This is a genomic window from Mogibacterium kristiansenii (assembly GCF_029224645.1).
Classification (GTDB): Bacteria; Bacillota; Clostridia; order Peptostreptococcales; family Anaerovoracaceae; genus Mogibacterium_A; species Mogibacterium_A kristiansenii.
In genome coordinates, this window is the sequence record NZ_JAQXUZ010000004.1 from 95,987 (window position 1) to 117,333 (window position 21,347).

20 protein-coding genes are annotated in these 21,347 nt (G+C 49.9%); 13 read left to right on the top strand and 7 right to left on the bottom strand.

Features of this window, described 5'->3' with window-relative positions; genetic code table 11:
- Positions 1 to 256: 256 nt before the first annotated feature.
- The gene (locus PUE40_RS01770; protein ID WP_277671714.1) at positions 257 to 1,150 is read left to right on the top strand and encodes a patatin-like phospholipase family protein; all 894 of its coding nucleotides are present in this window, start codon (positions 257 to 259) and stop codon (positions 1,148 to 1,150) included.
- 99 nt (positions 1,151 to 1,249) lie between these two features.
- Here PUE40_RS01770 and PUE40_RS01775 read toward each other — a convergent pair whose 3' ends face one another.
- Positions 1,250 to 3,049, bottom strand: coding sequence for a hypothetical protein (locus PUE40_RS01775; RefSeq protein ID WP_277671715.1), 1,800 nt, complete (start codon positions 3,047 to 3,049; stop codon positions 1,250 to 1,252).
- A gap of 161 nt (positions 3,050 to 3,210) precedes the next feature.
- On the bottom strand, positions 3,211 to 4,095 hold the full coding sequence (locus tag PUE40_RS01780; RefSeq protein WP_277671716.1) for a YitT family protein: 885 nt from the start codon (positions 4,093 to 4,095) through the stop codon (positions 3,211 to 3,213).
- 327 nt (positions 4,096 to 4,422) lie between these two features.
- Here PUE40_RS01780 and PUE40_RS01785 point away from each other — a divergent pair, with 327 nt between their 5' ends.
- Complete coding sequence (locus tag PUE40_RS01785) at positions 4,423 to 5,151, top strand: ZIP family metal transporter (RefSeq protein WP_277671717.1); 729 nt, start codon at positions 4,423 to 4,425, stop codon at positions 5,149 to 5,151.
- Between the two features lie 19 nt (positions 5,152 to 5,170).
- Here PUE40_RS01785 and PUE40_RS01790 read toward each other — a convergent pair whose 3' ends face one another.
- Positions 5,171 to 5,809 carry a trimeric intracellular cation channel family protein gene (locus tag PUE40_RS01790; protein ID WP_277671718.1) on the bottom strand — a complete coding sequence of 213 codons (639 nt, stop codon included), beginning with the start codon at positions 5,807 to 5,809 and terminating at the stop codon, positions 5,171 to 5,173.
- Between the two features lie 183 nt (positions 5,810 to 5,992).
- Between PUE40_RS01790 and rarD the strand changes: the two genes are divergently transcribed.
- On the top strand, positions 5,993 to 6,889 hold the full coding sequence (gene rarD / locus PUE40_RS01795) for an EamA family transporter RarD (protein ID WP_277671719.1): 897 nt from the start codon (positions 5,993 to 5,995) through the stop codon (positions 6,887 to 6,889).
- Between the two features lie 68 nt (positions 6,890 to 6,957).
- On the opposite strand, the gene purF is transcribed toward rarD, so the two are convergent.
- Complete coding sequence (gene purF, locus PUE40_RS01800) at positions 6,958 to 8,439, bottom strand: amidophosphoribosyltransferase (RefSeq protein ID WP_277671720.1); 1,482 nt, start codon at positions 8,437 to 8,439, stop codon at positions 6,958 to 6,960.
- Positions 8,440 to 8,704: 265 nt separating this feature from the next.
- Between purF and PUE40_RS01805 the strand changes: the two genes are divergently transcribed.
- Entirely contained in the window at positions 8,705 to 9,460 is a 756-nt protein-coding gene (locus PUE40_RS01805; RefSeq protein WP_154553447.1) for an alpha/beta hydrolase family protein, read from the top strand.
- 3 nt (positions 9,461 to 9,463) lie between these two features.
- Here the strand turns inward: PUE40_RS01805 and PUE40_RS01810 are convergent, their stop codons facing one another.
- Complete coding sequence (locus tag PUE40_RS01810; protein WP_277671721.1) at positions 9,464 to 9,817, bottom strand: helix-turn-helix domain-containing protein; 354 nt, start codon at positions 9,815 to 9,817, stop codon at positions 9,464 to 9,466.
- 332 nt (positions 9,818 to 10,149) lie between these two features.
- On the opposite strand from PUE40_RS01810, the gene PUE40_RS01815 reads away from it, so the two are divergent.
- The 8 genes from PUE40_RS01815 to PUE40_RS01850 all read left to right on the top strand — a co-directional run bounded on the left by PUE40_RS01815 (position 10,150) and on the right by PUE40_RS01850 (position 19,249).
- Positions 10,150 to 11,124, top strand: coding sequence for a PhoH family protein (locus PUE40_RS01815; protein WP_330636947.1), 975 nt, complete (start codon positions 10,150 to 10,152; stop codon positions 11,122 to 11,124).
- Positions 11,121 to 11,612 carry an rRNA maturation RNase YbeY gene (ybeY, locus tag PUE40_RS01820; RefSeq protein WP_277671722.1) on the top strand — a complete coding sequence of 164 codons (492 nt, stop codon included), beginning with the start codon at positions 11,121 to 11,123 and terminating at the stop codon, positions 11,610 to 11,612. Before PUE40_RS01815 ends, ybeY begins: the two co-directional genes overlap by 4 nt.
- Positions 11,613 to 11,625: 13 nt before the next feature.
- Positions 11,626 to 12,525 (top strand): GTPase Era, encoded by a 900-nt coding sequence (gene era / locus PUE40_RS01825; protein WP_154553450.1) that lies wholly within the window; start codon positions 11,626 to 11,628, stop codon positions 12,523 to 12,525.
- A 3-nt stretch (positions 12,526 to 12,528) separates the two neighbouring features.
- Positions 12,529 to 13,284, top strand: a complete 756-nt coding sequence (gene recO / locus PUE40_RS01830) for a DNA repair protein RecO (RefSeq protein ID WP_154553451.1) — start codon at positions 12,529 to 12,531, stop codon at positions 13,282 to 13,284.
- 25 nt (positions 13,285 to 13,309) lie between these two features.
- The gene (locus PUE40_RS01835; RefSeq protein WP_277671723.1) at positions 13,310 to 14,194 is read left to right on the top strand and encodes a DUF4342 domain-containing protein; all 885 of its coding nucleotides are present in this window, start codon (positions 13,310 to 13,312) and stop codon (positions 14,192 to 14,194) included.
- A 32-nt stretch (positions 14,195 to 14,226) separates the two neighbouring features.
- Positions 14,227 to 15,633 (top strand): glycine--tRNA ligase, encoded by a 1,407-nt coding sequence (locus PUE40_RS01840; RefSeq protein WP_277671724.1) that lies wholly within the window; start codon positions 14,227 to 14,229, stop codon positions 15,631 to 15,633.
- 28 nt (positions 15,634 to 15,661) lie between these two features.
- On the top strand, positions 15,662 to 18,283 hold the full coding sequence (gene ppdK / locus PUE40_RS01845) for a pyruvate, phosphate dikinase (protein WP_154553454.1): 2,622 nt from the start codon (positions 15,662 to 15,664) through the stop codon (positions 18,281 to 18,283).
- Positions 18,284 to 18,355: 72 nt separating this feature from the next.
- A complete protein-coding gene (locus PUE40_RS01850; RefSeq protein WP_154553455.1) occupies positions 18,356 to 19,249 on the top strand; it encodes a YitT family protein in 894 nt (297 codons plus the stop codon).
- A gap of 38 nt (positions 19,250 to 19,287) precedes the next feature.
- Here the strand turns inward: PUE40_RS01850 and PUE40_RS01855 are convergent, their stop codons facing one another.
- Positions 19,288 to 20,277: a S66 family peptidase gene (locus tag PUE40_RS01855; RefSeq protein WP_277671725.1), complete on the bottom strand. Its 990-nt coding sequence runs from the start codon at positions 20,275 to 20,277 to the stop codon at positions 19,288 to 19,290.
- 4 nt (positions 20,278 to 20,281) lie between these two features.
- Positions 20,282 to 20,644, bottom strand: coding sequence for a DRTGG domain-containing protein (locus tag PUE40_RS01860; RefSeq protein WP_154553457.1), 363 nt, complete (start codon positions 20,642 to 20,644; stop codon positions 20,282 to 20,284).
- A gap of 212 nt (positions 20,645 to 20,856) precedes the next feature.
- On the opposite strand from PUE40_RS01860, the gene PUE40_RS01865 reads away from it, so the two are divergent.
- A complete protein-coding gene (locus PUE40_RS01865) occupies positions 20,857 to 21,345 on the top strand; it encodes an NADH-quinone oxidoreductase subunit NuoE family protein (protein WP_154553458.1) in 489 nt (162 codons plus the stop codon).
- Positions 21,346 to 21,347 lie beyond the last annotated feature (2 nt).

Sequence of the window (21,347 nt, forward strand, 5' to 3'; positions counted from 1 at the left end):
TTTCATTTTTGAAATCACAATCCTCTACATTATATATGAAACGAAGGAGGAAAAACAAGACCGGGAGAAAAAAGGGATTGCGAGGATGTTCCCCGCAATCCCTTTTCAATTCCTTGTTCTCTCGTATACGGGTATACTATGTATGTCGACAAAATTCACACAAAAAACTTATAAATTTAGTTTCATTTCATAAAAACTATGTTATAATACTGACTAAATTGTTTGAGAGCAGAATTCTAGGGGAATAACAGTGAATATGTATACAAAAGAAACGATTTCGAAAAAAGAGAATAACGGCAAGCATCGAACCGCGTTGGTTCTGGAGGGCGGTGCCATGCGAGGCATTTTCAGCGCGGGAGTTATCGACGTGCTGATGGAAAACAACATTCATTTTGATGCGGTCATCGGCGTCTCCGCCGGTGCGGCATTCGGCTGCAACTACAAGTCCCATCAGCCGGGACGAGTTATCCGTTATAACCGGCGATTCGCAAAGGATTGGCGGTATTGCAGCTTGCGCTCTCTGATGAAGACCGGAAATCTGTACGGGGCAGAGTTCTGCTACCATACTTTGCCGAAGGAACTGGACGTGATGGATAAGGAAACCTATGATAGCGATCCCAGCCGGTTCGTCGTAGTGTGTACCGATACCCGAACCGGGAAGCCGGTATATAAGGAGCTGCCGGAACTGAACGATGCCGCGCTGGAGTGGGTGAGAGCCAGCGCATCCATGCCGGTGGTATCCCGTGCGGTGCATATCGATGGATACAGCTTGCTGGATGGCGGCATCAGTGATTCCATTCCGGTGCAGTACGCACGGAACCAGGGGTACGACCGGATTGTCACAGTGCTGACTCGGCCGAAGGATTACGTCAAGGCGCCCACCGGGCACGATCACCTTTACGGATTGCTCCTCCACAAATATCCGCAGGTTGCGGCCAGCCTTCGGAACCGTCATGTGGTGTACAATCGGTCTAAGAAAATGGTCCATCAGCTGGGATCCAAAGGGGAACTCTGTGTCATCTATCCGGAAAAAGAACTGGACATCAGCCGGACGGAGCACGATGTGGCGCGCATGGACCGCACCTATAAAGAGGGGCGGAAGCGGGCACAGGCGATGATGCCGAAGATTCGGAAGTATCTGGAACAGTAGAAATGAAATATACGCAAATGAAGAGGCTGCTCCCCCGGAAGGGAACAGCCTCTTCATTTCGTTTATTCCGTTAGTGGGTTCCATCTTGCTTTTGCCGAACTACCATCCCCATTTGGTTGATACGTTGGATGTACCCCAGCCGGTGGAGTAGTTGACGAAATCCGGTTTCTTCTTGGTCTTGATGGTGATGGTGACCTTTTTCTTCGCATACTTCTTGATGTTCTTGTACGTCACGGTCTTTGTGGCAATTTTCTTGTTGTTGTTGTACACGTAGACCTTGAATTTGTACTTCTTCATCTTGAACATCCGGTTATTCACGATGTAGCCCGTCACCTTGATTTTCTTATCGTAGTAAGAAAACTGCCATGGGACGAATTTCGCCGTTGCGTACGGTGTAATCTGATTGATATTGCTGTTCAGGCGTCCCGGTCTCTTGTAAGTATTGCTCTTCGGCTTCTTTGCGGAAGTGGACTTGGTAATGCTGGTCTTCTTCGCGCATACCGCTTTCACCTTGTACTTGTAGGAATTGGCCTTTTTCGCGCTGTAGGTGAAGGTGATGGTCGCCTTACCGTTGCTCTTGATGGTCTTAATCTTCTTGCTGCCCCGGTATACGTACATGGTGGACAATCCCTTTGCCCGCTGATCTGCCGGAACCTTTATCAGCATCTTTACCTGCTTCGGTCCCATCTTTACTGCAGAGAAGCCCGGTGCTTTGAAATTCTCGGTGCGTACGGTGTAGTAATATCCGTCCCAGTAATTGTATTCCAAGCCATTATTGTATCGAATGGTGTGAACGGTGTAGTACCGGGTGGTTCCCGGAAGCAGTCCGGTGAGAGTGAATTTGCCGTGGTCTTTCCCCGAATCGAAGCTGAACTCTTGGTAAAGATCCGCTTCGCCCTCTCCCTTCACGTAGTTATAGATTTCCACTCCGTCCGCATAGCCGGTATTGTGGTTTCTGTCCTTGTATACGGTAACCGCCGCTTGGTCGTAGCGAGCAGAGGTGCTGGAGAAGCGGTAGATATCCTCCATCTCTGATTTGATATTGGCCGGAGAGTCAAAGGCCAGCGATGTTGCTTTGGCGGCATTTTCTTCCGCAATGCCGGCTGCCGTATTCGGATCCTTTGCGGAAACCAGCATCCAGCGACGCGGACTCTGATCCGCAATATTAAACGGCTTGATCTTATTCCGGTAGATCCATACCTTTACGGTTCTGCTGTTGGACGATCCGTAAATGCTCTTGTCGTCCAGGTTGTACGCATAGAGCGTTTCGCCGGCATTCGGGCCCTGCGTGCCGCGGAAGGTGGCATACACTTCCGTGAATTCGGTACCGTCCGAAGCCATCTTTTCCACCTGACCGTATCCGGTCATGCCTTCCAGAAGGTTTGGATTCGGTGCTTCCGGTTTTTTCGGTGCCTGCACCGTTCGCGGCTGGAAGTTGTTGCCGTAGTTCGCATATTGATCGTTGTTGTAGTCACTATAGAATTTAAAGCTGATGGAAAGCTCTTCTTCCGGCCGGACGATCGGGACCTTCTGTGCATTCTTGAAATCATAGACGAGCTTTCCGTTCAATTTTCGAATGTCCGGAGCATTGATAATCTGGGATCCGATGAGCTGGTTGTTCTGGGAAACCTCGAGGACATAGTCCCGGGCATTATCCACATGATACACAGCGTATTTCGCTGCAAAAATATCGAAGGTAAGGACCATATCGAATTTTCCGTCGCTTCGATAGGTGTATTCGATTTTTGACAACGGATTTTGTTTATTCGGTGTGTACTCTTGTGTAATCTTTTTCCCCACAACATCTGCGGAAACCGATGCCGGAATCATCAGGAGCGCAAACGCGGTGGCGATCAGCAGACGACGAATCGTCCTTCGTTTCTTTGTGTTCTTTTTCATATCGGTTCCTCCTGCAGGTGCTTGAACCTGCCGTTCTTCCTTGAGAAGGGAGATGTACTTCTTAACCGGATTGTATCAATATAAGAACAATGTAACAACACTCGAAAGAGTACTGTCAGTTGAAAAAGAACTTTTTTTCGGTGCTACTATGCCGGAAGGACCTAGGAGTTCTTCGGGATGTATTTTTTCTCCTTCGTAAAGCCCCGGCCGGTGACGCTGCTCACCTTGCTCAGCACGATGAAGGCGTTGGGATCCACCTCGTGAACCACTTTCTCCGTGCGGTACAGCTCTCGAGGGGAGATGACGCAGGAAAGCACATCGGTTTCAATGCCCAGGTAACCGGTCTTTCCGTGCAGCAGGGTGACGCCCCGGTCGATGTCTGCCAGAATGGCATCCTTCATCTCCTCGGAATGTTTGGTGACGATTTCCAATTTGGTTTTGGCGGTGCCCAGCGCCAGCAGTTTGTCCAGGGTCATGGTGTACACGATAACCAAAATGATGCCGTAGAGGCTGGTGTCCTTGTCGGAGAAGAGCATCTGGCCAATCAGGATGATAAAATCAAATACGTACAGGCTGACGGATACCGGAATCCGGAAGAGTTTCTGCAGGACCAGAGGTGGAATATCCATGCCGCCGGTGCTGGCCCCCAGCCGGATGATCATCGCCAGGGAAATGCCGATGCACAGGCCGCCGAAGAGGGCGCTAAGGAACAGATCCCGTGTCAGCACGAAGCCGCCCACGGCCCGCTGCAGGATCCCCAGGAGCAGGGGGTAGAAAATGGTGCTCACCAGTGTGGTGAGGGCGAATTCCTTTCCCAGGATGAGGGCGCCCAGCAAGAACATGGCCACGTTAAAGATGCCCACGAAGATGGAAATATCCATGCCGGTGAAGTGGTTCATAATCAGGCCGATACCGGTGGTGCCGCCGGTAATCAGGCCGGATGGAAGAATAAAGAAAACGACGCCCACGGCGTAGATGAAGTTTCCTAAGATGATAATCAGTACATTTCGGAGAAATCGAAGACTGAAAAGGGATGATGACTTCATGAGATGACCTCCTTAATCTCGTATCGCATTTCTTGCGAAAAAAAAGACCACGCATCAGGAATTTTCCCTGACAGACGTGGATCGAAGCAAAAGCTTAATACATTTTCCATATTGATTTTGCCAAGAAATTATATAATAGGAGTCGGACTTGCGTCAAGAGCGGAAAAAAAATTTTTTGGAAGGAAATAAACGGACTCCTCTGAAGCCCGAAACTTGACAGATGGACGATGGATACATATAATAACCTAGTTGATAGGTAGGATTTTTGTCCCGTCCGCAGAATATCGACACGGTAACACTTGATGATAAGATAAAAGGAAGTAACGAATGGAATTGATGATTACCGCGATTGCCGGGTTCTCCATTTTGTTGGGAGCCTTGGCAACGCATTTGATTAAAGATACGGAAAAGATGGAGCACCTGTCCATGGCTTTGGCGCTGGGTGCGCTGGCGGCACTGCTGCTCTTCGACCTGTTCCCGGAGGTGCACGAACTGGTGGAGGCACAGGGCTGGGGATACAGCCTGGGCATGCTGGTGGTGGGCATCGCCATGCTGAAGGTGCTGGATCTGTTCATTCCGGATCACCACGATACGGAAGAGACCCACGATCATGAGAATGCCGCCCATATCGGAATCATTTCGGCGATGGCGGTAATCCTCCATAATATAGTGGAAGGAATGTCGGTGTACAGCATCGCCATGAATTCCATGTCCGACGGAATTATTTTTGCCCTGGGCATCGCCATGCACAACATCCCGATGGGGATGCTGATTGATTCCACCATGGAGGAGCGGAAGCGCAGCGAGCGGTACGTCCTTTTGGCGGCGGTGACCCTCTCCACCCTCTTCGGCGGCATGCTGATGAATATGATTGAGGTGCATCTGTCGGAGGTTCTGACCCTGACTATGGTGAGCATCGCCACGGGCATGATTCTATATATCGTGTTCTCCGAGCTGACGCCTCATGTGTTTCGTACCCGGGAACATTTGCGGGAGTCCGTGGTCAGTGTGATTATCGGTTTCGCGCTGGTGTGGGTCAGCACCATGGTGGCGTAATCCGTCGGAAGCGAGAAATCTATTCTTCCGGAAGGTCTGCTTTCGGAAGGCTCCAGTGATTTCGGGCGGCCAGCAGCCGGAGAACCACAATCAATGTGGCGCCCAGCAGCATGGCTCCGCCGTAGCCGATTCGGTTCCAGAGAAGGATGCATGCCAATGCTCCCAGCAGAGAGGCGCTGGCGTAGAAATGCTTGACGAAGATGTACGGCCGGTCGCCGGCCATCATATCCCGCAGTACGCCGCCGCCGCATCCGGTAATAACGCCCACGAAGGCCAGCAGGATGATGCCGTGGATATTGGTGGATTGGTAAGCAGTTTGAATGCCGTTCACGGTAAAAATACCCAGACCGATGGAGTCGAACAGCAGCATCAGCGCTTCGTAGAACCGAGTTTCCCGAAAAATCCACGTCCGGATGACCGGCAGGAACACGATGATGGAAGTGATGATGGATACCACCAGATACACCGGATCCTGAAAGGTGAGGGGCGGATTGTTCCCCACAATCAGATCCCGGATGATTCCGCCGCCCACGCCGGTGGTGAGCCCCAGAATGGATACGCCGAAAATATCCATTCGCTTTCGGATGCCCAGAACGGCACCGGAAATGGCGAAGGCAACGGTCCCCATAATCTCCAGAAAAAACAAAATATCTTCCACGGCAAAACACCCCCACAATTTAATGATTTATTTACTTTCAAACCATCGCTTGTATGGTTTGTTTTTTTGAATACGATTCTGTCAAACAGCCTAACAAGGATACCATTGCAATATTCAAAAGTCCAGCATATAATGGAACGCATGGGACTCGTACAGAGAAAAAAACAAAGGGGGAAATTTAAAATGACGAAAGAACAATCGCAATATCGGAAGGGGGTGTTCCAGGTGGTCTTCTGCATGGTCATCTGGGGCGTGCTGCCCATCTATTGGAAGGCCCTGATTCCCATCAGTTCATCGGTAATCATGCTGTACCGGGTGCTGATGTCTTTTCTAACGGCGCTGCTTCTGGCACATCGAAATTATACCTGGCAGGAAATCTGGGCTCCGCTGAAGGAAGATCGAAAGACCATCCGAACTCTGGCCGTCGCCGGCGTCATCATCACCATCAACTGGTCCACCTACATCTGGGCGGTGAATGCGGGATTTATTATCCAGACCAGTCTGGGGTATTATATCGAACCGCTGGTAGTCTGCCTGCTGGGAATTATCCTATTTCATGAACGGGTGACGAAATACAAGGTCGTCGCCATGATTTTCGCCTTGGTGGCGGTGCTGGTGCTGCTGTTTCATTTCCACCAAATTCCGTTCATCGCTCTGGGACTGGCGCTGACATTCTCCGTCTACGCCGCCATTAAGCGTTCCGTGACCGTGGATCCGGTGCTGTCCATGATTTACGAGACCATGTTCCTGGCGCCCATCGCCCTGGCAATCATCCTGTATCAGGAAATCAGCGGCAACGGCGCCGTTGCGGCGGGCGCACCGTATCAGGTGGGTTTGCTGCTGCTCTGCGGATTCTGCACCGCGGTTCCCCTGATGCTCTTCAGCGCCGGCGCCCAGAAAACATCCATGTTCATCCTGGGCCTGGTGGAGTACATCAGCCCCACCATGCAGATGATTCTCGGCATCTTGCTGTACCACGAGCATGCCGACAGCGTTCAGTTCATGGCCTTTGGAATTATATGGATCGGATTGGTGTTCTTCACCATTGGAGAATTCAAGGATACTCGTCCGAATGCGTAAAGCTTCTTCATAAAAAAACAAAATCCGCTTCATCGGAAACGTCCGGTGAGGCGGATTGTTTTTATGCGCTATTCAACCCGAAGGAATTTATCGTAGGACTCTTCGGATCCCTTTTCCGGTGCATCGCCACCGATTTTCTCTTCGAAGCGGTCCTTTTGACCTGTCGGAATCGGAGTCGGGTATCCGGTTCCGAAGCAGGCGCTGCAGAAGCCTTCTCCCGGATGATTCCCGATAATCAGGTGCAGGGTGTTTACGTCCAGGTAGCCCATGCTGTCGGCACCGATTTTCCGGGCAATCTTGTCCTGATCGTAGCCGCACTGGCAGGCGATGAGGTTTTCCTTGGTGTCCACATCCACGCCGTAGTAGCAGGCATCGGTAAAGGCCGGTGCGGAGGACATGACGTGAACTTCCGTGGCGCCGGCGGAGCGAACCAGCTGAATGATTCGGGTGATGGTGGTTCCCCGAACCACGGAGTCGTCCACCAATACCACCCGCTTCCCCGCAACGCTGTTGCGGATGACGTTCAGCTTGATGCGAACCTTATCCTCCCGATTCTTCTGACCAGGAGCGATGAAGGTTCGGCCGATGTACTTGTTCTTGACAAAACCCATTCCGTACGGAATTCCGGATTGCTCCGCGTAGCCGATGGCCGCATCCAGACCGGAATCCGGAACGCCGATGACGATATCCGCATCCACCGGATACTGCATGGCCAGCAGGGCGCCGGCTTTTCGCCGTGCTTCGTGAACGCTCTTTCCCTCAATCTGAGAATCCGGACGGGCGAAGTAGAGGTACTCGAAAATGCAGATTTTATGCTCCTTTTCTCCGCAGTGATCTCGGATGGACCGGATGCCGTCCTTGCTGAATACCAGGATTTCACCCGGCTCCAGGTCCCGGATATATTCCGCGCCCACCGCGTCCAGGGCGCAGGTCTCGGATGCCACGATGTAGGTACCGTCTTCCCGCTTGCCGTAGCACAGCGGGCGGAAACCGTACGGGTCCCGACAGGCAATCATCTTCTGCGGGGACATGATCAGCAGGGAATAGGCTCCGTCAATGCGTCCCATGGCTTTGTTCACGGCCTCTTCAATGGATTCGCTTTGAATCCGTTCCTTTGTAATTACGTAGGCGATGACCTCCGAATCGTTGGTGGTGTGGAAGATGGAGCCCTGCAGTTCCAATTCCTGACGCAGTTCGAAAGCGTTGACGATGTTTCCGTTGTGAGCCAGCGCCATGCGTCCCTTGTGGTGGTTGACCACAATCGGCTGGGCGTTGATTCGTTCATTGGCACCGGTAGTGCTGTAGCGGTCGTGTCCGATGGCCATATTTCCCGGTCCCAGGTTTTCCAGCACGTGCCGGGTGAAGACCTCGTGGGCAAGGCCGTTGTCCTTGTAGTCCCGGAAGATTCCGTCATCGTTTACCACGATGCCGCAGCTTTCCTGTCCCCGGTGCTGCAGTGCGAAAAGCCCGTAGTAAACCGTCTCCGCAACATTCTGTCGGTTTTCGCTGAAAATGCCGAAGATGCCGCATTCCTCATGAAGATTGCTCATTCGTCCTTCTCCTTTTTACGATTAAAAATATCAATAGATGGTGTAATATCTGACGATAAAATTAAATAACAAAATATATTATACAACGATGGAATTTAAAGTGGTATATTAAATTTTTTTTGAGTGCATCGGGGCGAAATGGGGCAAAAACGCAATCTTTTCTGGCGGAAAAGTCAGTGAATTAACAATTATTGACGGCGAATAGATTGTTTGATAGATTGTGTTAGAAAGTGAAAGATAATTTACATAAAAGGAAGTGAGGATTATGCGACTGAATCCGGTAGGTACACATCTGTATATCGATTTGAAGTTTCCCTGCCAGCAGAAGGGAGAGAAGAGTCCGGTGGTGATTTTCAGTCATACCTTCGGAGGAAATGCTACAGACAACCGGCGGATGCAGCGCATCCTGATCGCCGGCGGAATTGCAGTGTGTTCTTTTGATTTTCGCGGAGGGAGCGGATACAAAAGCGGCCGCAGCCGGGGGGATATGCGGGCCATGTCTATTTTTACCCAGAAAGATGATTTGGACTCGGTGATCGATCTGGTGAAGGAACAGGATGGAATCGATCCGCAGCGGATTTATCTGCTGGGTGCCAGTCAGGGGGGATTGGTATCGGCACTGGTGGCCGGCAATCGGCCGGAGGAAATTCGAGGGCTCTTTCTGGCCTATCCGGCGATGTGCATTCCGGACGATGCAAAGCGGCGGTATGCCAGCCTGGAAGAGGTGCCGGATGAAGTGGAAATCATGGGCCTTACGGTGGGAAAGACGTATTACCAGTATTTGCTGGATTACAATTTTCAGAAGGAAATTCGGAAATATAAAGGAAAAGTATTCATCTTCCACGGAGATAATGATGAAATCGTGGATGCCTCCTATTCGGAACGGGCGGCGACCATGTACGATAATGCGAAGCTGTACATCCTTCACGGGGAGGGGCACGGGTTTTCCAAGAAAATCCAGCGGCTTCTGGCCCGGTTCATCATCAATGAAATCCTGGGCGCAGCGAAAGCTTCCTCTTAGATATTAGCCCTTTCGACAACGCTTTAGCTCCAGTTCCAGCATCCCGTTCAGCAGTTCCTGACCGTGCTCGTCCAGACCGCGAATTCGCTCCAACAGGCGAAGCTCTTCGCTGGAAGGAACGGTCACCGCATAATCGCAATCGGCAAATTCCTTCAGGATATTATCGCACCGGTAAATCATGCACAGCGCCAGAAAAATGGGTGCTTCCACGGAGCGGGTGCCGGTTTCGTAGCTGTAGAGCGCCTTTGTGCTGATGTATATTCCGTATTTGTGAAGCAGTACAGTCACGTCCTGCACAGACAGGTTGTTTTGATTCCGAAGTTTTCGTAATTTATTGCCGATGCTTTGCTGATCCATTATGCAGTCCTTTCTTTTCTACAAAATATAGGGGAGCGGAAAAAATCCGTCAACGGAATTCCACAATATGAAGAAAAAGTATTTGACAATTCTACAGATTGTAGATAGAATCACCATATCGGCGGGAAATCGCCGATATAACACAGAGCAATCCGGAACCGGCAGAATTTCATCCGCGGAATCTGTCGGTTTTGGATTTTTTGATTTCTATAACGGCACACCGGTAATCTCAGATGCAGAAACGACCCTTCTGTTCTGTTTGAGGTTGTATTGCAAAAACAAAAAGGCTATAATCAATCTGTAAAAAAATACTTTTATGAGGATAAAAAGACTTGAAGAACGAAAAAACAATTACTTTTCCGATTGACGGTACCGTGGATTCCGCTGCGCTGTTCGGCAGCATGGATCGGAACGTGAAGGCGGTGGAGCGGGCCACCGGAACAACGATTATTCAGCGAAACAGCGAGCTCCTGATTCAGGGAGAGGAGGGCAATCGGGCCCGGGACATGCTGACGAAGATGGCGGGAGAACTGAAGGCCACCGGCAAGCTGGATTCCCAGAAGGCGGATTACATTATCGAGGCGCTGACTCGGGAGATTCCATACGACGAACAGGAGAACGCCCGGGATATCATCTGCTATACCCATTACGGGAAACCCCTTCGTCCGAAGACGTTCGGACAGAAGGAATATGTGGATGCCATTCGCCGGAACAACATGGTGTTCGGCGTGGGACCGGCGGGAACGGGAAAGACGTACCTGGCCTGTGCCATGGCGGTGAACGCTCTAAAGAATAAAGAAATCGAACGAATCATCCTGGCGCGGCCGGCGGTGGAAGCCGGAGAGAGCCTGGGATTCCTTCCGGGAGACCTTCAGGAGAAGGTGGATCCGTACCTTCGCCCGCTGTACGATGCCCTCTATGAAATCATGGGACAGGAAGCAGCGGCCAGAATGAAGGAAAAGGGCGCCATTGAGGTGGTTCCGCTGGCATACATGAGAGGTCGGACGCTGGACAATTCTTTCATCATTTTGGACGAGGCGCAGAACACCACGCGGGAGCAGATGAAGATGTTCCTCACCCGAATGGGATTCCATTCCAAAGTGGTGGTGACGGGGGATATCACCCAGATTGACCTGCCCAAAGGGAAGGGTTCCGGACTGCTGGAGGCCACCCGGGTGCTGAAGCATGTGGAAGGCATCCGATTCTGTTATTTGACCGATGTGGATGTGGTTCGCCACGAACTGGTAAAAAGAATTATCAAAGCCTATAACGAATACGAGAAGAAAAGCGGAGACAAAAGAAAATGAGAATCGATTGCGTAGACGAGAACGGCAGACTGCAGGAAGCTGCTTTTACAAAGATTCTGGAGGCGGCGTCGGAAGTGTTCCGTCAGGAATTCGATTTGCCGGCAGAGGAAGAAGAGCGACTGGAGGTATCCCTCACCATCACGGATGAGGAGACCATTCGGCAGATTAATCGGGAGTATCGAGACATTGACCGGGTAACGGATGTGCTGTCCTTCCCGCAGTATGAATCGGCAGAAGCGGTTGCGGAAGAGTTGAAATCCCTGGATGAGGAGATTTCGGTGTTGCTGGGAGACGTGGTAATCTGTTATAAGCGGGCCTGCGAACAGGCGATGGAATATGGAAATACGGAGGAACGGGAACTGACCTACCTGTTCGTTCATAGCATGATGCATCTGCTGGGGTATGATCACATGGAAGAGGAAGAGAAGAAAGTCATGCGGCTTCACGAAGAAAACGTGATGTCGGCGGTGGACCTGAAGAGAGAATAGAAATGGAGAGAGTATGAAATCAGGGTTTATTGGTATTATCGGAAGACCGAATGTAGGAAAGTCTACGCTGCTGAATCAGATTCTGGGAGAGAAGATTGCAATTACATCCAGCAAGCCGCAGACTACCCGAAACCGAATTACCGGAATTTACACGGATATGGAATACGATAACGGGAACGGCCGCCAGCTGATTTTTCTGGATACCCCGGGAATTCACAAGCCGAAGAACAAGCTGGGTGCCACCATCAACGAGACGGCGGTGAACACCTATAAAGGTGTGGACCTCATCGTATTCATCATCGACGGAAGCCGCAAATTCGGATCCGGCGACCAGTATTTGCTGGATATGATTCAGGAAGTGGATACGCCGAAAATTCTGGCCATCAACAAGATGGACTTGATGAAGCCGGAAGATTATCTGGAGCTGTACAATCGGTATTCCGAGATGAATATCTTTGACGACATCTACGGCGTGTCGGCACTGAACGGAACCAACGTGGAGGAGCTGATTGAGCGCCTCACCGGATACATGGAGGAAGGTCCGATGTATTATCCGGAGGATATGGCGACGGATCATCCGGAGCGCTTCATCGTCAGCGAGATTATTCGGGAGAAGCTGCTGGAATACCTGAACGAAGAAGTGCCTCACGGTGTTTTTGTGGAAATTGAGTCCTATGAGGAGAAACCGAACATCACGGATATCGGTGCGGTGATTTACTGCGAACGAAAATCCCATAAAAGCATTATCATCGGCAAAGGCGGCCGGAAGCTGAAGGGTGTGGGCAAGAGTGCCCGGATGGAAATCGAAGCCCTGTTGGGTACCAAGGTGTTCCTGTCCCTTTGGGTGAAGGTGAAAGAGAATTGGCGGGATTCGGATCGTACCATTCGCAATTTTGGTTATAAAGACGAGTAAAGAATGCTGATTACAACAGAAGGAATCGTACTGAAACAGAATAAAATCGCCAACAACCGGCGGATGATTGTGGTGTTCACGAAGGATTATGGAAAGATTTCCGCGGGCACCGGACTGTCGGAGCGAGGCCGGAATCGTTCGGCCTTGGCGCTGCGTCCTTTTACCTACTCGGAATACGAAATCTTCAAAAATCGGGACTATTACAACATCAACGGAGCGGGAATTAAGCGCAGCTTCTATTCCATCGGCGAAGATATCGATCGATTCCTGGTGGCATCCCGAGTGATTGAATACTTGAACGAGACGCTGGAGGAGGGAAAGCCGCAGCCGCGAACCTTCGAATTGACCATCGAGTTCATGGAGGCCATTACCCAAGCAAAGGGAAATTATGAGACCATGCTCTATGCGTATTTGGTAAAAAATCTTGGAATGCAGGGGGTTATGCCGGAGCTGAATCAGTGCGTGGATTGCGGAAAGAAGCGAGAGGACTTCGAAATGCCGGCGTATTTCTCGATTTCCGGGGGCGGAATCCTGTGTGGAGATTGTATGGAGAGAGAGAAAAGCGACGGGGATACATTGATTTTCAAGCCTCATTTTGATATAGTGGAGGTATTGAAATATATGGTAAGACATTCTCTTGCCACTTTTTCCAGAATTCAGTTGAAGCCGGAAATTCAGCGGGAATTGAAAAAAATTCTGTCAGAATATTTGGAATACTACCTGAATACTGATCTTTTGAAAGGGGATTTCGACGCATAAGCGAAGTCCCGGCAAGGAGGAAGATATGGAAATTACATTGGAAAAAATCGAATTAGTCAAGGATCGTACCGGTGTCAGCTATCGGGAAGCAAAGGAAGCGTTGGAAGAAGCCAACGGAAGCGTGGTGGATGCCATCATCAATATTGAGGAGTCCATGGACTATATCAATGCCCATGAAGAGGATGAAGAGAGCAAAGAGGGCATTCTGAAGCGTCAGCTGAAGAAGACCATTGCCAAGGGAAATATGTCTCGGATTATCGTTCGCAAAGGCGATACCATTCTCTTGAATCTGCCGCTGACAGCAGGATTGCTGGGTGCGGTGGTGGCTCCTTGGGGCGTTATTTTCGGTGTTATCAGTGCCGCCGGATTTAATTGCAAGATTGAGTTTGTGAATGATCAGGGACAGATTACCGACATTAACGGCAAGGTGAAGAGCCAGTACCGGAAGGCCAGAGCCCAGGGTCAGATTTACTACGACAAGGGTATGGAGAAGGTGGATAAGATCAAGGACAGCGAATTCTACGAAGACCTGAAAGAAAAGGGAGCGGATATGTACAACGAGCTTCGGGATCGGGGTCAGGATGTGCTGGAAGACTTCCGGGAGAAGACGGCGGAGGGCATCGATTCCGACCGCGTTCGGGAAGGATTCGAAGAGCTGAAGCGGAAGGGATCGGACCTCTTCCGGAAGAAGACAGAGGATGAGGACGACGATTTCTTTGAAGAGTTTGATCTGGATGTCGACGACGAGCCGGTGGTAGTGGATGCAGACGATGCGACAGAGGACGCAGCATCCGTAGAAGAAGCGGCTCCGGCAGAAGCGGAAGCACCGATTGGTGAAGAGACCAAAGAAGATCTGACAAAGATTCTAGAGGAAGTGGCGCAGGAAAGCGGCATCCATCCGGAAAACTAAAAAATAATTTAAAAGTTTGGAGTAGAGAAAGAATGGCAGATAACAACAAAGCAACAATGGAAAAAATCAAAGCTCTATGCAGCAACAGAGGATTTATTTTCCCGGGTTCCGATATTTACGGCGGCCTGGCAAACACATGGGATTACGGTCCTCTGGGCGTGTTGTTCAAGAACAACGTGAAGCAGGCATGGTGGAAGAAGTTCGTGCAGGAATCCAAGTACAACGTGGGACTGGATGCGGCGATTCTGATGAACCCGGAAACATGGGTAGCCAGCGGACACGTGGGTGGATTCTCGGACCCGCTGATTGACTGCAAGAACTGCAAATCCAGACACAGAGCGGACCAGCTGGTGGAAGAGTACATGCGGGCAAAGGGCGAAACCGTCGCTTGTGACGGCTGGAGCAATGAGCAGCTGGAATCCTTCATTCAGGAGAACCGGGTACCTTGTCCGGAATGCGGAAAGACGGATTTCACGCCGATTCGGAAGTTTAACCTGATGTTCAAGACCTTCCAGGGCGTTACCGAAGATTCCAAATCGGAAATCTTCCTGCGTCCGGAAACGGCACAGGGCATCTTCGTAAACTTTAAGAATGTTCAGCGCAGCGCCAGAAAGAAAGTGCCATTCGGTATTGCGCAGATTGGTAAATCCTTCCGGAATGAGATTACTCCGGGCAACTTTACCTTCCGTACCCGTGAATTTGAGCAGATGGAGCTGGAATTCTTCTGCAAGCCGGGAACGGATATGGAATGGTTCGAGTACTGGAAGCAGTATGCACAGGATTTCCTGAAGAACTTGGGTATGAACATGGAGAACATCCGCATTCGCGATCACGAGAAGGAAGAACTGTCTCACTACAGCAACGCCACTTCCGATCTGGAATACCTGTTCCCATTCGGCTGGGGTGAGCTGTGGGGAATTGCAGATCGTACGGATTTCGATTTGATGCAGCACCAGAACCACTCCGGACAGGATATGAGCTATATGGATCCGGAAACCCATGAGAAATACGTGCCGTACTGCATCGAGCCGTCTCTGGGTGCCGATCGTGTGGCACTGGCATTCCTGATTGATGCATATGACGAAGAAACCCTGACGGATGCGAAGGGCAAGGAAGATACCCGTATCGTCCTGAGACTTCATCCGGCACTGGCACCGTATAAGGTTGCCGTTCTGCCTCTGTCCAACAAGCTCAAGGAGCAGGCAGAGCCGATTTACGAAGAATTGAGCAAATATTTTAGCACCGATTATGATACCTCCGGCTCCATCGGTAAGAGATACCGCCGTCAGGATGAGATCGGTACTCCGTTCTGCGTCTGTGTTGATTTTGACACGGCAGAAGATCACTGTGTCACCATACGGGACAGAGACACGATGGAACAGATTCGTCTGCCATTGTCCGACGTACGTGAATATATTAATAGCAAGCTAGAATTCTAGGCGAAATTTTTAAACAAGGAGAAAGCTTATGGGCAAGTTTGTGTATTCATTCAATGAAGGCTCCAAGGACATGAGAGACCTTCTGGGAGGTAAAGGTGCCAATCTGGCAGAGATGACAAAAATCGGTCTGCCGGTACCTTTCGGATTTACTATTTCTACCGATGCCTGCAAGGATTATCTGAACAAGGGCGGCATGCTGGACGATGAAATCGTTCGGGAAGTGTATGAACACCTGGATGAACTGGAGCAGGTAATGGGAAAGAAGTTCGGAGACATCGAGAATCCGCTTCTAGTTTCCGTTCGTTCCGGCGCACCGGTTTCCATGCCGGGAATGATGGACACGATTCTGAACCTGGGACTGAATGACGATTCCGTAAAGGGCCTGGCTGCCAAGACCGGCAACGAGCGTTTTGCTTACGACAGCTACAGACGTTTCATTCAGATGTTCGGTGACGTTGTAATGGAAATCCCGAAGTCCAAATTCGATCAGATCTTTGACGGCCGCAAGAAGGAAGTGGGCGCTGAGTATGACGTTGATTTGAAGACAGAGGATTTGAAAGTCATCATTGAAGGATACAAGGAACTGGTAAAAGCAGAACTGGGCAGAGAGTTCCCACAGAATCCGAAGGATCAGCTGATGGAGGCGATTCAGGCGGTATTCCGTTCCTGGAACAACGAAAGAGCAATTCTGTACAGAAAGCTGAATAACATTTCCGCATCCCTGGGAACGGCAGTAAACGTCCAGTCCATGGTATTCGGAAATACCGGTGAGAATTCCGGCACCGGTGTTGCCTTTACAAGAAGCCCGGTGAACGGTGAGAACAAGATCTTCGGTGAGTTCTTGGTAAACGCACAGGGTGAAGACGTTGTAGCGGGTATCCGTACACCGCAGCCAATCGATCAGATGAAGGAATCTTTCCCGGATGTATACGGAAAATTCGAGGACATTGCCAGAATCCTGGAAGACCACTATAAGGATATGCAGGATATGGAGTTCACGGTTGAAGAGGGCAAGCTCTTCATGCTGCAGACCAGAAACGGTAAGAGAACGGCAGAAGCTGCGGTAAAGGTTGCCGTAGATATGGTGAACGAAGAGAAAATCGATAAAGAGACCGCAATCATGAGAATTGCACCGGAGCAGATTGACCAGCTTCTCCACCCGGCATTTGATGCAGAGGAACTGAAGAAGCACACCCCGATTGGAAAAGGTCTTCCGGCATCTCCGGGTGCGGCATGCGGCGAGATCGTATTCAGTGCCGATGATGCAGCCGTTGCAAAGGAAGCCGGCAAGAAGGTTGTTCTGGTTCGTGAAGAGACTTCTCCGGAAGACTTGGCTGGTATGGTTGCAGCGGAAGGTATCCTCACCGCAAGAGGCGGCATGACTTCCCACGCAGCAGTAGTTGCCCGTGGTATGGGTAAGTGCTGCGTAGCCGGATGCCACGACATCACGGTATACGAAGAAGAGAAGTACATGGAAATCCACGGCGTGAAGTACCACGAAGGCGATATGATTTCCATCAACGGTACCGACGGCAGCGTATATGCGGCAGAAATCGCAACCAAGGCACCGGAACTGTCCGGCAACTTCGGAACCATCATGAAGTGGGCGGATGAAATCCGCACCATCGGCGTTCGTACCAATGCGGACAATCCGAGAGATGCAAAGCAGGCGGTTCAGTTCGGTGCAGAGGGAATCGGCCTTTGCAGAACCGAGCACATGTTCTTTGAAGAAGAGAGAATTCCAAAGATTCGCCGTATGATTTTGGCAGATACCGAGGAAGAGAGAAGAGAGGCACTGGCAGGTCTCCTTCCGTATCAGAAGGGCGACTTCAAAGGCCTGTATGAAACCATGGCAGGAAAGCCGGTCACCATCCGTCTCCTGGATCCGCCGCTGCACGAATTCCTCCCAAAGAACGAAGAGGATATGAAGGAACTGTCTGAGCAGTTTGGCATTCCGCTGGAGAAAATTAAGACCAAGACCATCGAACTGCACGAGTTTAACCCGATGCTGGGACACAGAGGCTGCCGTCTGGCAGTAACCTATCCGGAAATTGCTGAGATGCAGACAGAGGCAATCATTACCGCTGCACTGGAAGTGAAGAAGGAAACTGGCATCGATATCAAACCGGAAATCATGGTACCTCTGGTAGGCATTCCGAACGAGTTGAAGAATGTAAAGAAGACCATCGACGAGACTGCAGAAAGATGCTTCGAGCAGGCCGGTGAGAGACTGAACTACATGGTGGGAACCATGATTGAGATTCCGAGAGCCGCTCTAGTTGCCGATGAAATCGCAGAAGATGCAGAATTCTTCTCCTTCGGTACCAACGACATGACTCAGATGGGATTCGGCTTCTCCAGAGACGATACCGGAAAGATTATTCGCGAGTACGTGGAGAAGGGTGTTCTGGAAGAAGATCCGTTCCAGGTTCTGGATCAGCGCGGCGTTGGAAAGCTGGTAAAGATGGCTGCAGAAGAAGGCCGGAAGACCCGTCCGAACATCAAGCTGGGAATTTGCGGTGAGCATGGCGGAAACCCGAAGACCATCGATTTCTGCCACAGACTGGGATTGAATTACGTATCCTGCTCGCCATTCCGGGTGCCGATTGCTCGTTTGGCTGCGGCACAGGCTGCCATCCGTAACAAATAAAACTAAGAGTTAAAAAAAGGAGAGTTAAGGGTAGGGTGAAACAGAAATACTGTTTCACCCTATGCTGATGTTATGAATTGGTTAGATCAATTTGAAGACAAGTTTTCTGCCTTCGCAAATATCTGTTACATCATATTAGGAAATATTATCTATGCGGTGAGCATCAACGTGCTGATTACCCCGATGAGCCTGTATAACGGCGGATTCCTGGGAATGGCACAGCTGCTTCGTCTGTTTTTCGTTAAGGTCCTGCATTTCTCCGGACCTCCGGGAATGGACCTCACCGGTATTATCTACTTTCTTATGAACGTTCCGCTGTTCTACTACGCGTATCGGGCGGTGGGAATTAAGTTCTCGATTAAATCTCTGATTTCCATTGGAATGTCGTCCCTCTGTCTGACACTGGTTCCGGTACCGGCTAAGCCGCTGTTTAACGATTACCTGTCTGCGTGTGTAGTGGCAGGCGTCATTGGCGGCGTGGGTTCCGGAATGATTCTGAGAGGCGGAAGCTCTACCGGCGGTTCGGATATCATCGGTGTATGCATGTCCAAGACCCACCCGAATACCAGTGTGGGAAAAATCAACGTGCTGTTCAACGTGGCGGTATACGGAATTTGTCTGTTGGTGTTCAATATTCAGATTGCCATCTATTCCTTTATCTATACCACTATTCGCTCCAGTTTCATGGATCGGATGCATACTCAGAACATCAATACTGAGGTGCTGATTTTTACGAAAATAGATGGAATCGATAAGCTCATTACCACGGATATGGGACGCGGTGTTACCAAATGGGAAGGAACCGGATCCTTTACCGAGGAAAATGTGCACATTATGGTGGTTGCCATCACAAAGTACGAAGTCTATCACCTGCAAACTCTGGTGCTGGAAAAAGATCCCCACGCCTTCATCATGCTGAACGATGGCGAACGGGTTGTGGGCAACTTCAAAAAACATTTGGAGTAACAATCCAAGAAATAGATGCAAAACAAAATGAGACTGGATTATTCCAGTCTCATTTCTATTGTACCGATTCCATCTCCGCATTGAACCGTTGCGAACGAACCGTTTATCAGCGTCATACACGGCTTCACGTGACCGATATCGCAGTTCAGGATGATTGGAACGTCGAAGCATCGAGTGAGCAGATCCAGATAATCCTCGTCCGATGAACCGCCGTCGAACATCACCCGGCCAAAGAGAATTCCGGTTGCATCTCGGAAATAGCCGCAGGCCTTCATTTGAAGCATGGTGAGGTACAGGGTTTCCGCATTCATAGCAAAAGGATCGAAGTACCATATAATGCCCTCCGACGCGTAGCGGTCCAAGAATTGATGGGTGCCGTCGTAAGGCGTACCGATCAGCTTTCCGATGCAGTCGATGCATCCTCCGATTAACCTTCCTTCGAAAGATACCGGCGCCTTCTCGCCGTCCATTCGGCTGTCCCAGTACACTTCACCTTCCAGAATCGGATTGTCGCTGAAATCCCTTTTGTCATCATAGTATTGAAAGGACTCCTGTATTCCAATGTCTCCTTTCAGAACCCGAAGCATCCGTTCCTGAAACGGGTGCAGGGGCTGCCAGTCAAAGGTACCCGCATTGAATCCGTACATAGTGGCAATATCCAAATTGGTGGTGACGGGAAAAAGAAGATTGGTGGGGTCACTGGCACCGATGATCCATTTCGGATTTTCTCGGATTCGTTCCCAATCCACGAAAGGAAGCATTTCCGGTGCGTAGTCCCCGCCGGAAGCGGAGAGAATGGCAGAAATGTTTTTATCCTCGACTAATTCCTGTAATTCTTTGCCGCGCACGGCACCGGAGGCGGAACGCTCGGAATCGGTGCGCACTCCTGCGGTTTCGCGAATATGGTAGCCTTCTCCTTTGAGTACGGAAAGCGATTGTTCAAAGGATTCAATTTTGTGACCTACGCCGGCACTGGGTGCACAGATGCCGATGGTGTCGCCGTGGCGGAGAAACTTTGGATAAATCATTTTATTATCTCTCCTGTTCGTTCTGGAATGCGCCTTGCAATCCGTTGGAGAAAAGAATGCCACAGGTGACGTACATGGAATAAGGGGACTGTACGACGGTTACACCTAAGGATTCTGCCAGCTTAATCAAGGCCGGATCCGGCTCGCTTCGTCCGATAAAAATTACACAGGAAATGCCCATTAAGTCTGCTGTACGTAGAACTTGCGGATTATATAAAGCTGTGATTAAGATGGACTTGTCATTAGAATAGGCTAACATATGACTCATCATATCCGACGAAAATGCACTGTTCAATTCCAGCTCCGGATCGCTGTTTCCCGTTAATACTTCGGCATCCAGCAGGTTTACCACTTCTTTTAAAACCATAGCTTCCTCCTTGCGTTTATAGCACTATTGATAAAATATTTTTAAGTGACAATTTAATTTATTTAATTATATTTAACTAAATTTCTGTTCATGTATGATTAAATGAAATAAATTTAGTTAGAGTTATAACAATTCTTGCAAACTCATTATATAATCGTATAATAAATTATACAAGGTGTATTTGTATGTCAAAACAAGGAGGTATAATTCTGATGAAAGTTTCAAATGTTCCTTTCAAAGGCACAGCGGAACAGGAAACTGAACTCCGCAGAAGAATTGCAGAGCACAAAGGTGAAAAAGGTTCTCTGATGCCAATCATGCAGGCAGCACAGGAGATTTACGGATATTTACCATATCAAGTGCAGAAAATTATTTCAGATGAGACCGGAATCCCAATGGAGAAGATTTACGGCGTGGCTACATTCTACGCACAGTTCTCCATGTCTCCAAAGGGACAGTACGAAGTATCTGTCTGTCTTGGAACCGCATGCTACGTTAAGGGTGCCGGCGAGGTTCTGGAAGAGGTTAAGAAAGAACTGGGAATCGATGACGGTGAATGCACATCGGATGGAAAGTTCTCTCTGGATACCTGCCGTTGTGTGGGAGCCTGCGGACTGGCTCCGGTTATGATTGTAGGTGGCGATGTATACGGAAAGATTACTCCGGATCAGGTTGCCGATATCTTGAAGAAGTATGCATAAAC

Excerpts from the sequence above, each read along its gene's own strand:
- PUE40_RS01770 (WP_277671714.1), top strand. The coding sequence starts at position 257 with ATGTATACAAAAGAAACGATTTCGAAAAAAGAGAATAACGGCAAGCAT.
- PUE40_RS01775 (WP_277671715.1), bottom strand. The coding sequence starts at position 3,049 with ATGAAAAAGAACACAAAGAAACGAAGGACGATTCGTCGTCTGCTGATC.
- PUE40_RS01780 (WP_277671716.1), bottom strand. The coding sequence starts at position 4,095 with ATGAAGTCATCATCCCTTTTCAGTCTTCGATTTCTCCGAAATGTACTG.
- PUE40_RS01785 (WP_277671717.1), top strand. The coding sequence starts at position 4,423 with ATGGAATTGATGATTACCGCGATTGCCGGGTTCTCCATTTTGTTGGGA.
- rarD (WP_277671719.1), top strand. The coding sequence starts at position 5,993 with ATGACGAAAGAACAATCGCAATATCGGAAGGGGGTGTTCCAGGTGGTC.
- purF (WP_277671720.1), bottom strand. The coding sequence starts at position 8,439 with ATGAGCAATCTTCATGAGGAATGCGGCATCTTCGGCATTTTCAGCGAA.
- PUE40_RS01805 (WP_154553447.1), top strand. The coding sequence starts at position 8,705 with ATGCGACTGAATCCGGTAGGTACACATCTGTATATCGATTTGAAGTTT.
- PUE40_RS01810 (WP_277671721.1), bottom strand. The coding sequence starts at position 9,817 with ATGGATCAGCAAAGCATCGGCAATAAATTACGAAAACTTCGGAATCAA.
- ybeY (WP_277671722.1), top strand. The coding sequence starts at position 11,121 with ATGAGAATCGATTGCGTAGACGAGAACGGCAGACTGCAGGAAGCTGCT.
- era (WP_154553450.1), top strand. The coding sequence starts at position 11,626 with ATGAAATCAGGGTTTATTGGTATTATCGGAAGACCGAATGTAGGAAAG.
- recO (WP_154553451.1), top strand. The coding sequence starts at position 12,529 with ATGCTGATTACAACAGAAGGAATCGTACTGAAACAGAATAAAATCGCC.
- PUE40_RS01835 (WP_277671723.1), top strand. The coding sequence starts at position 13,310 with ATGGAAATTACATTGGAAAAAATCGAATTAGTCAAGGATCGTACCGGT.
- PUE40_RS01840 (WP_277671724.1), top strand. The coding sequence starts at position 14,227 with ATGGCAGATAACAACAAAGCAACAATGGAAAAAATCAAAGCTCTATGC.
- ppdK (WP_154553454.1), top strand. The coding sequence starts at position 15,662 with ATGGGCAAGTTTGTGTATTCATTCAATGAAGGCTCCAAGGACATGAGA.
- PUE40_RS01850 (WP_154553455.1), top strand. The coding sequence starts at position 18,356 with ATGAATTGGTTAGATCAATTTGAAGACAAGTTTTCTGCCTTCGCAAAT.
- PUE40_RS01855 (WP_277671725.1), bottom strand. The coding sequence starts at position 20,277 with ATGATTTATCCAAAGTTTCTCCGCCACGGCGACACCATCGGCATCTGT.
- PUE40_RS01860 (WP_154553457.1), bottom strand. The coding sequence starts at position 20,644 with ATGGTTTTAAAAGAAGTGGTAAACCTGCTGGATGCCGAAGTATTAACG.
- PUE40_RS01865 (WP_154553458.1), top strand. The coding sequence starts at position 20,857 with ATGAAAGTTTCAAATGTTCCTTTCAAAGGCACAGCGGAACAGGAAACT.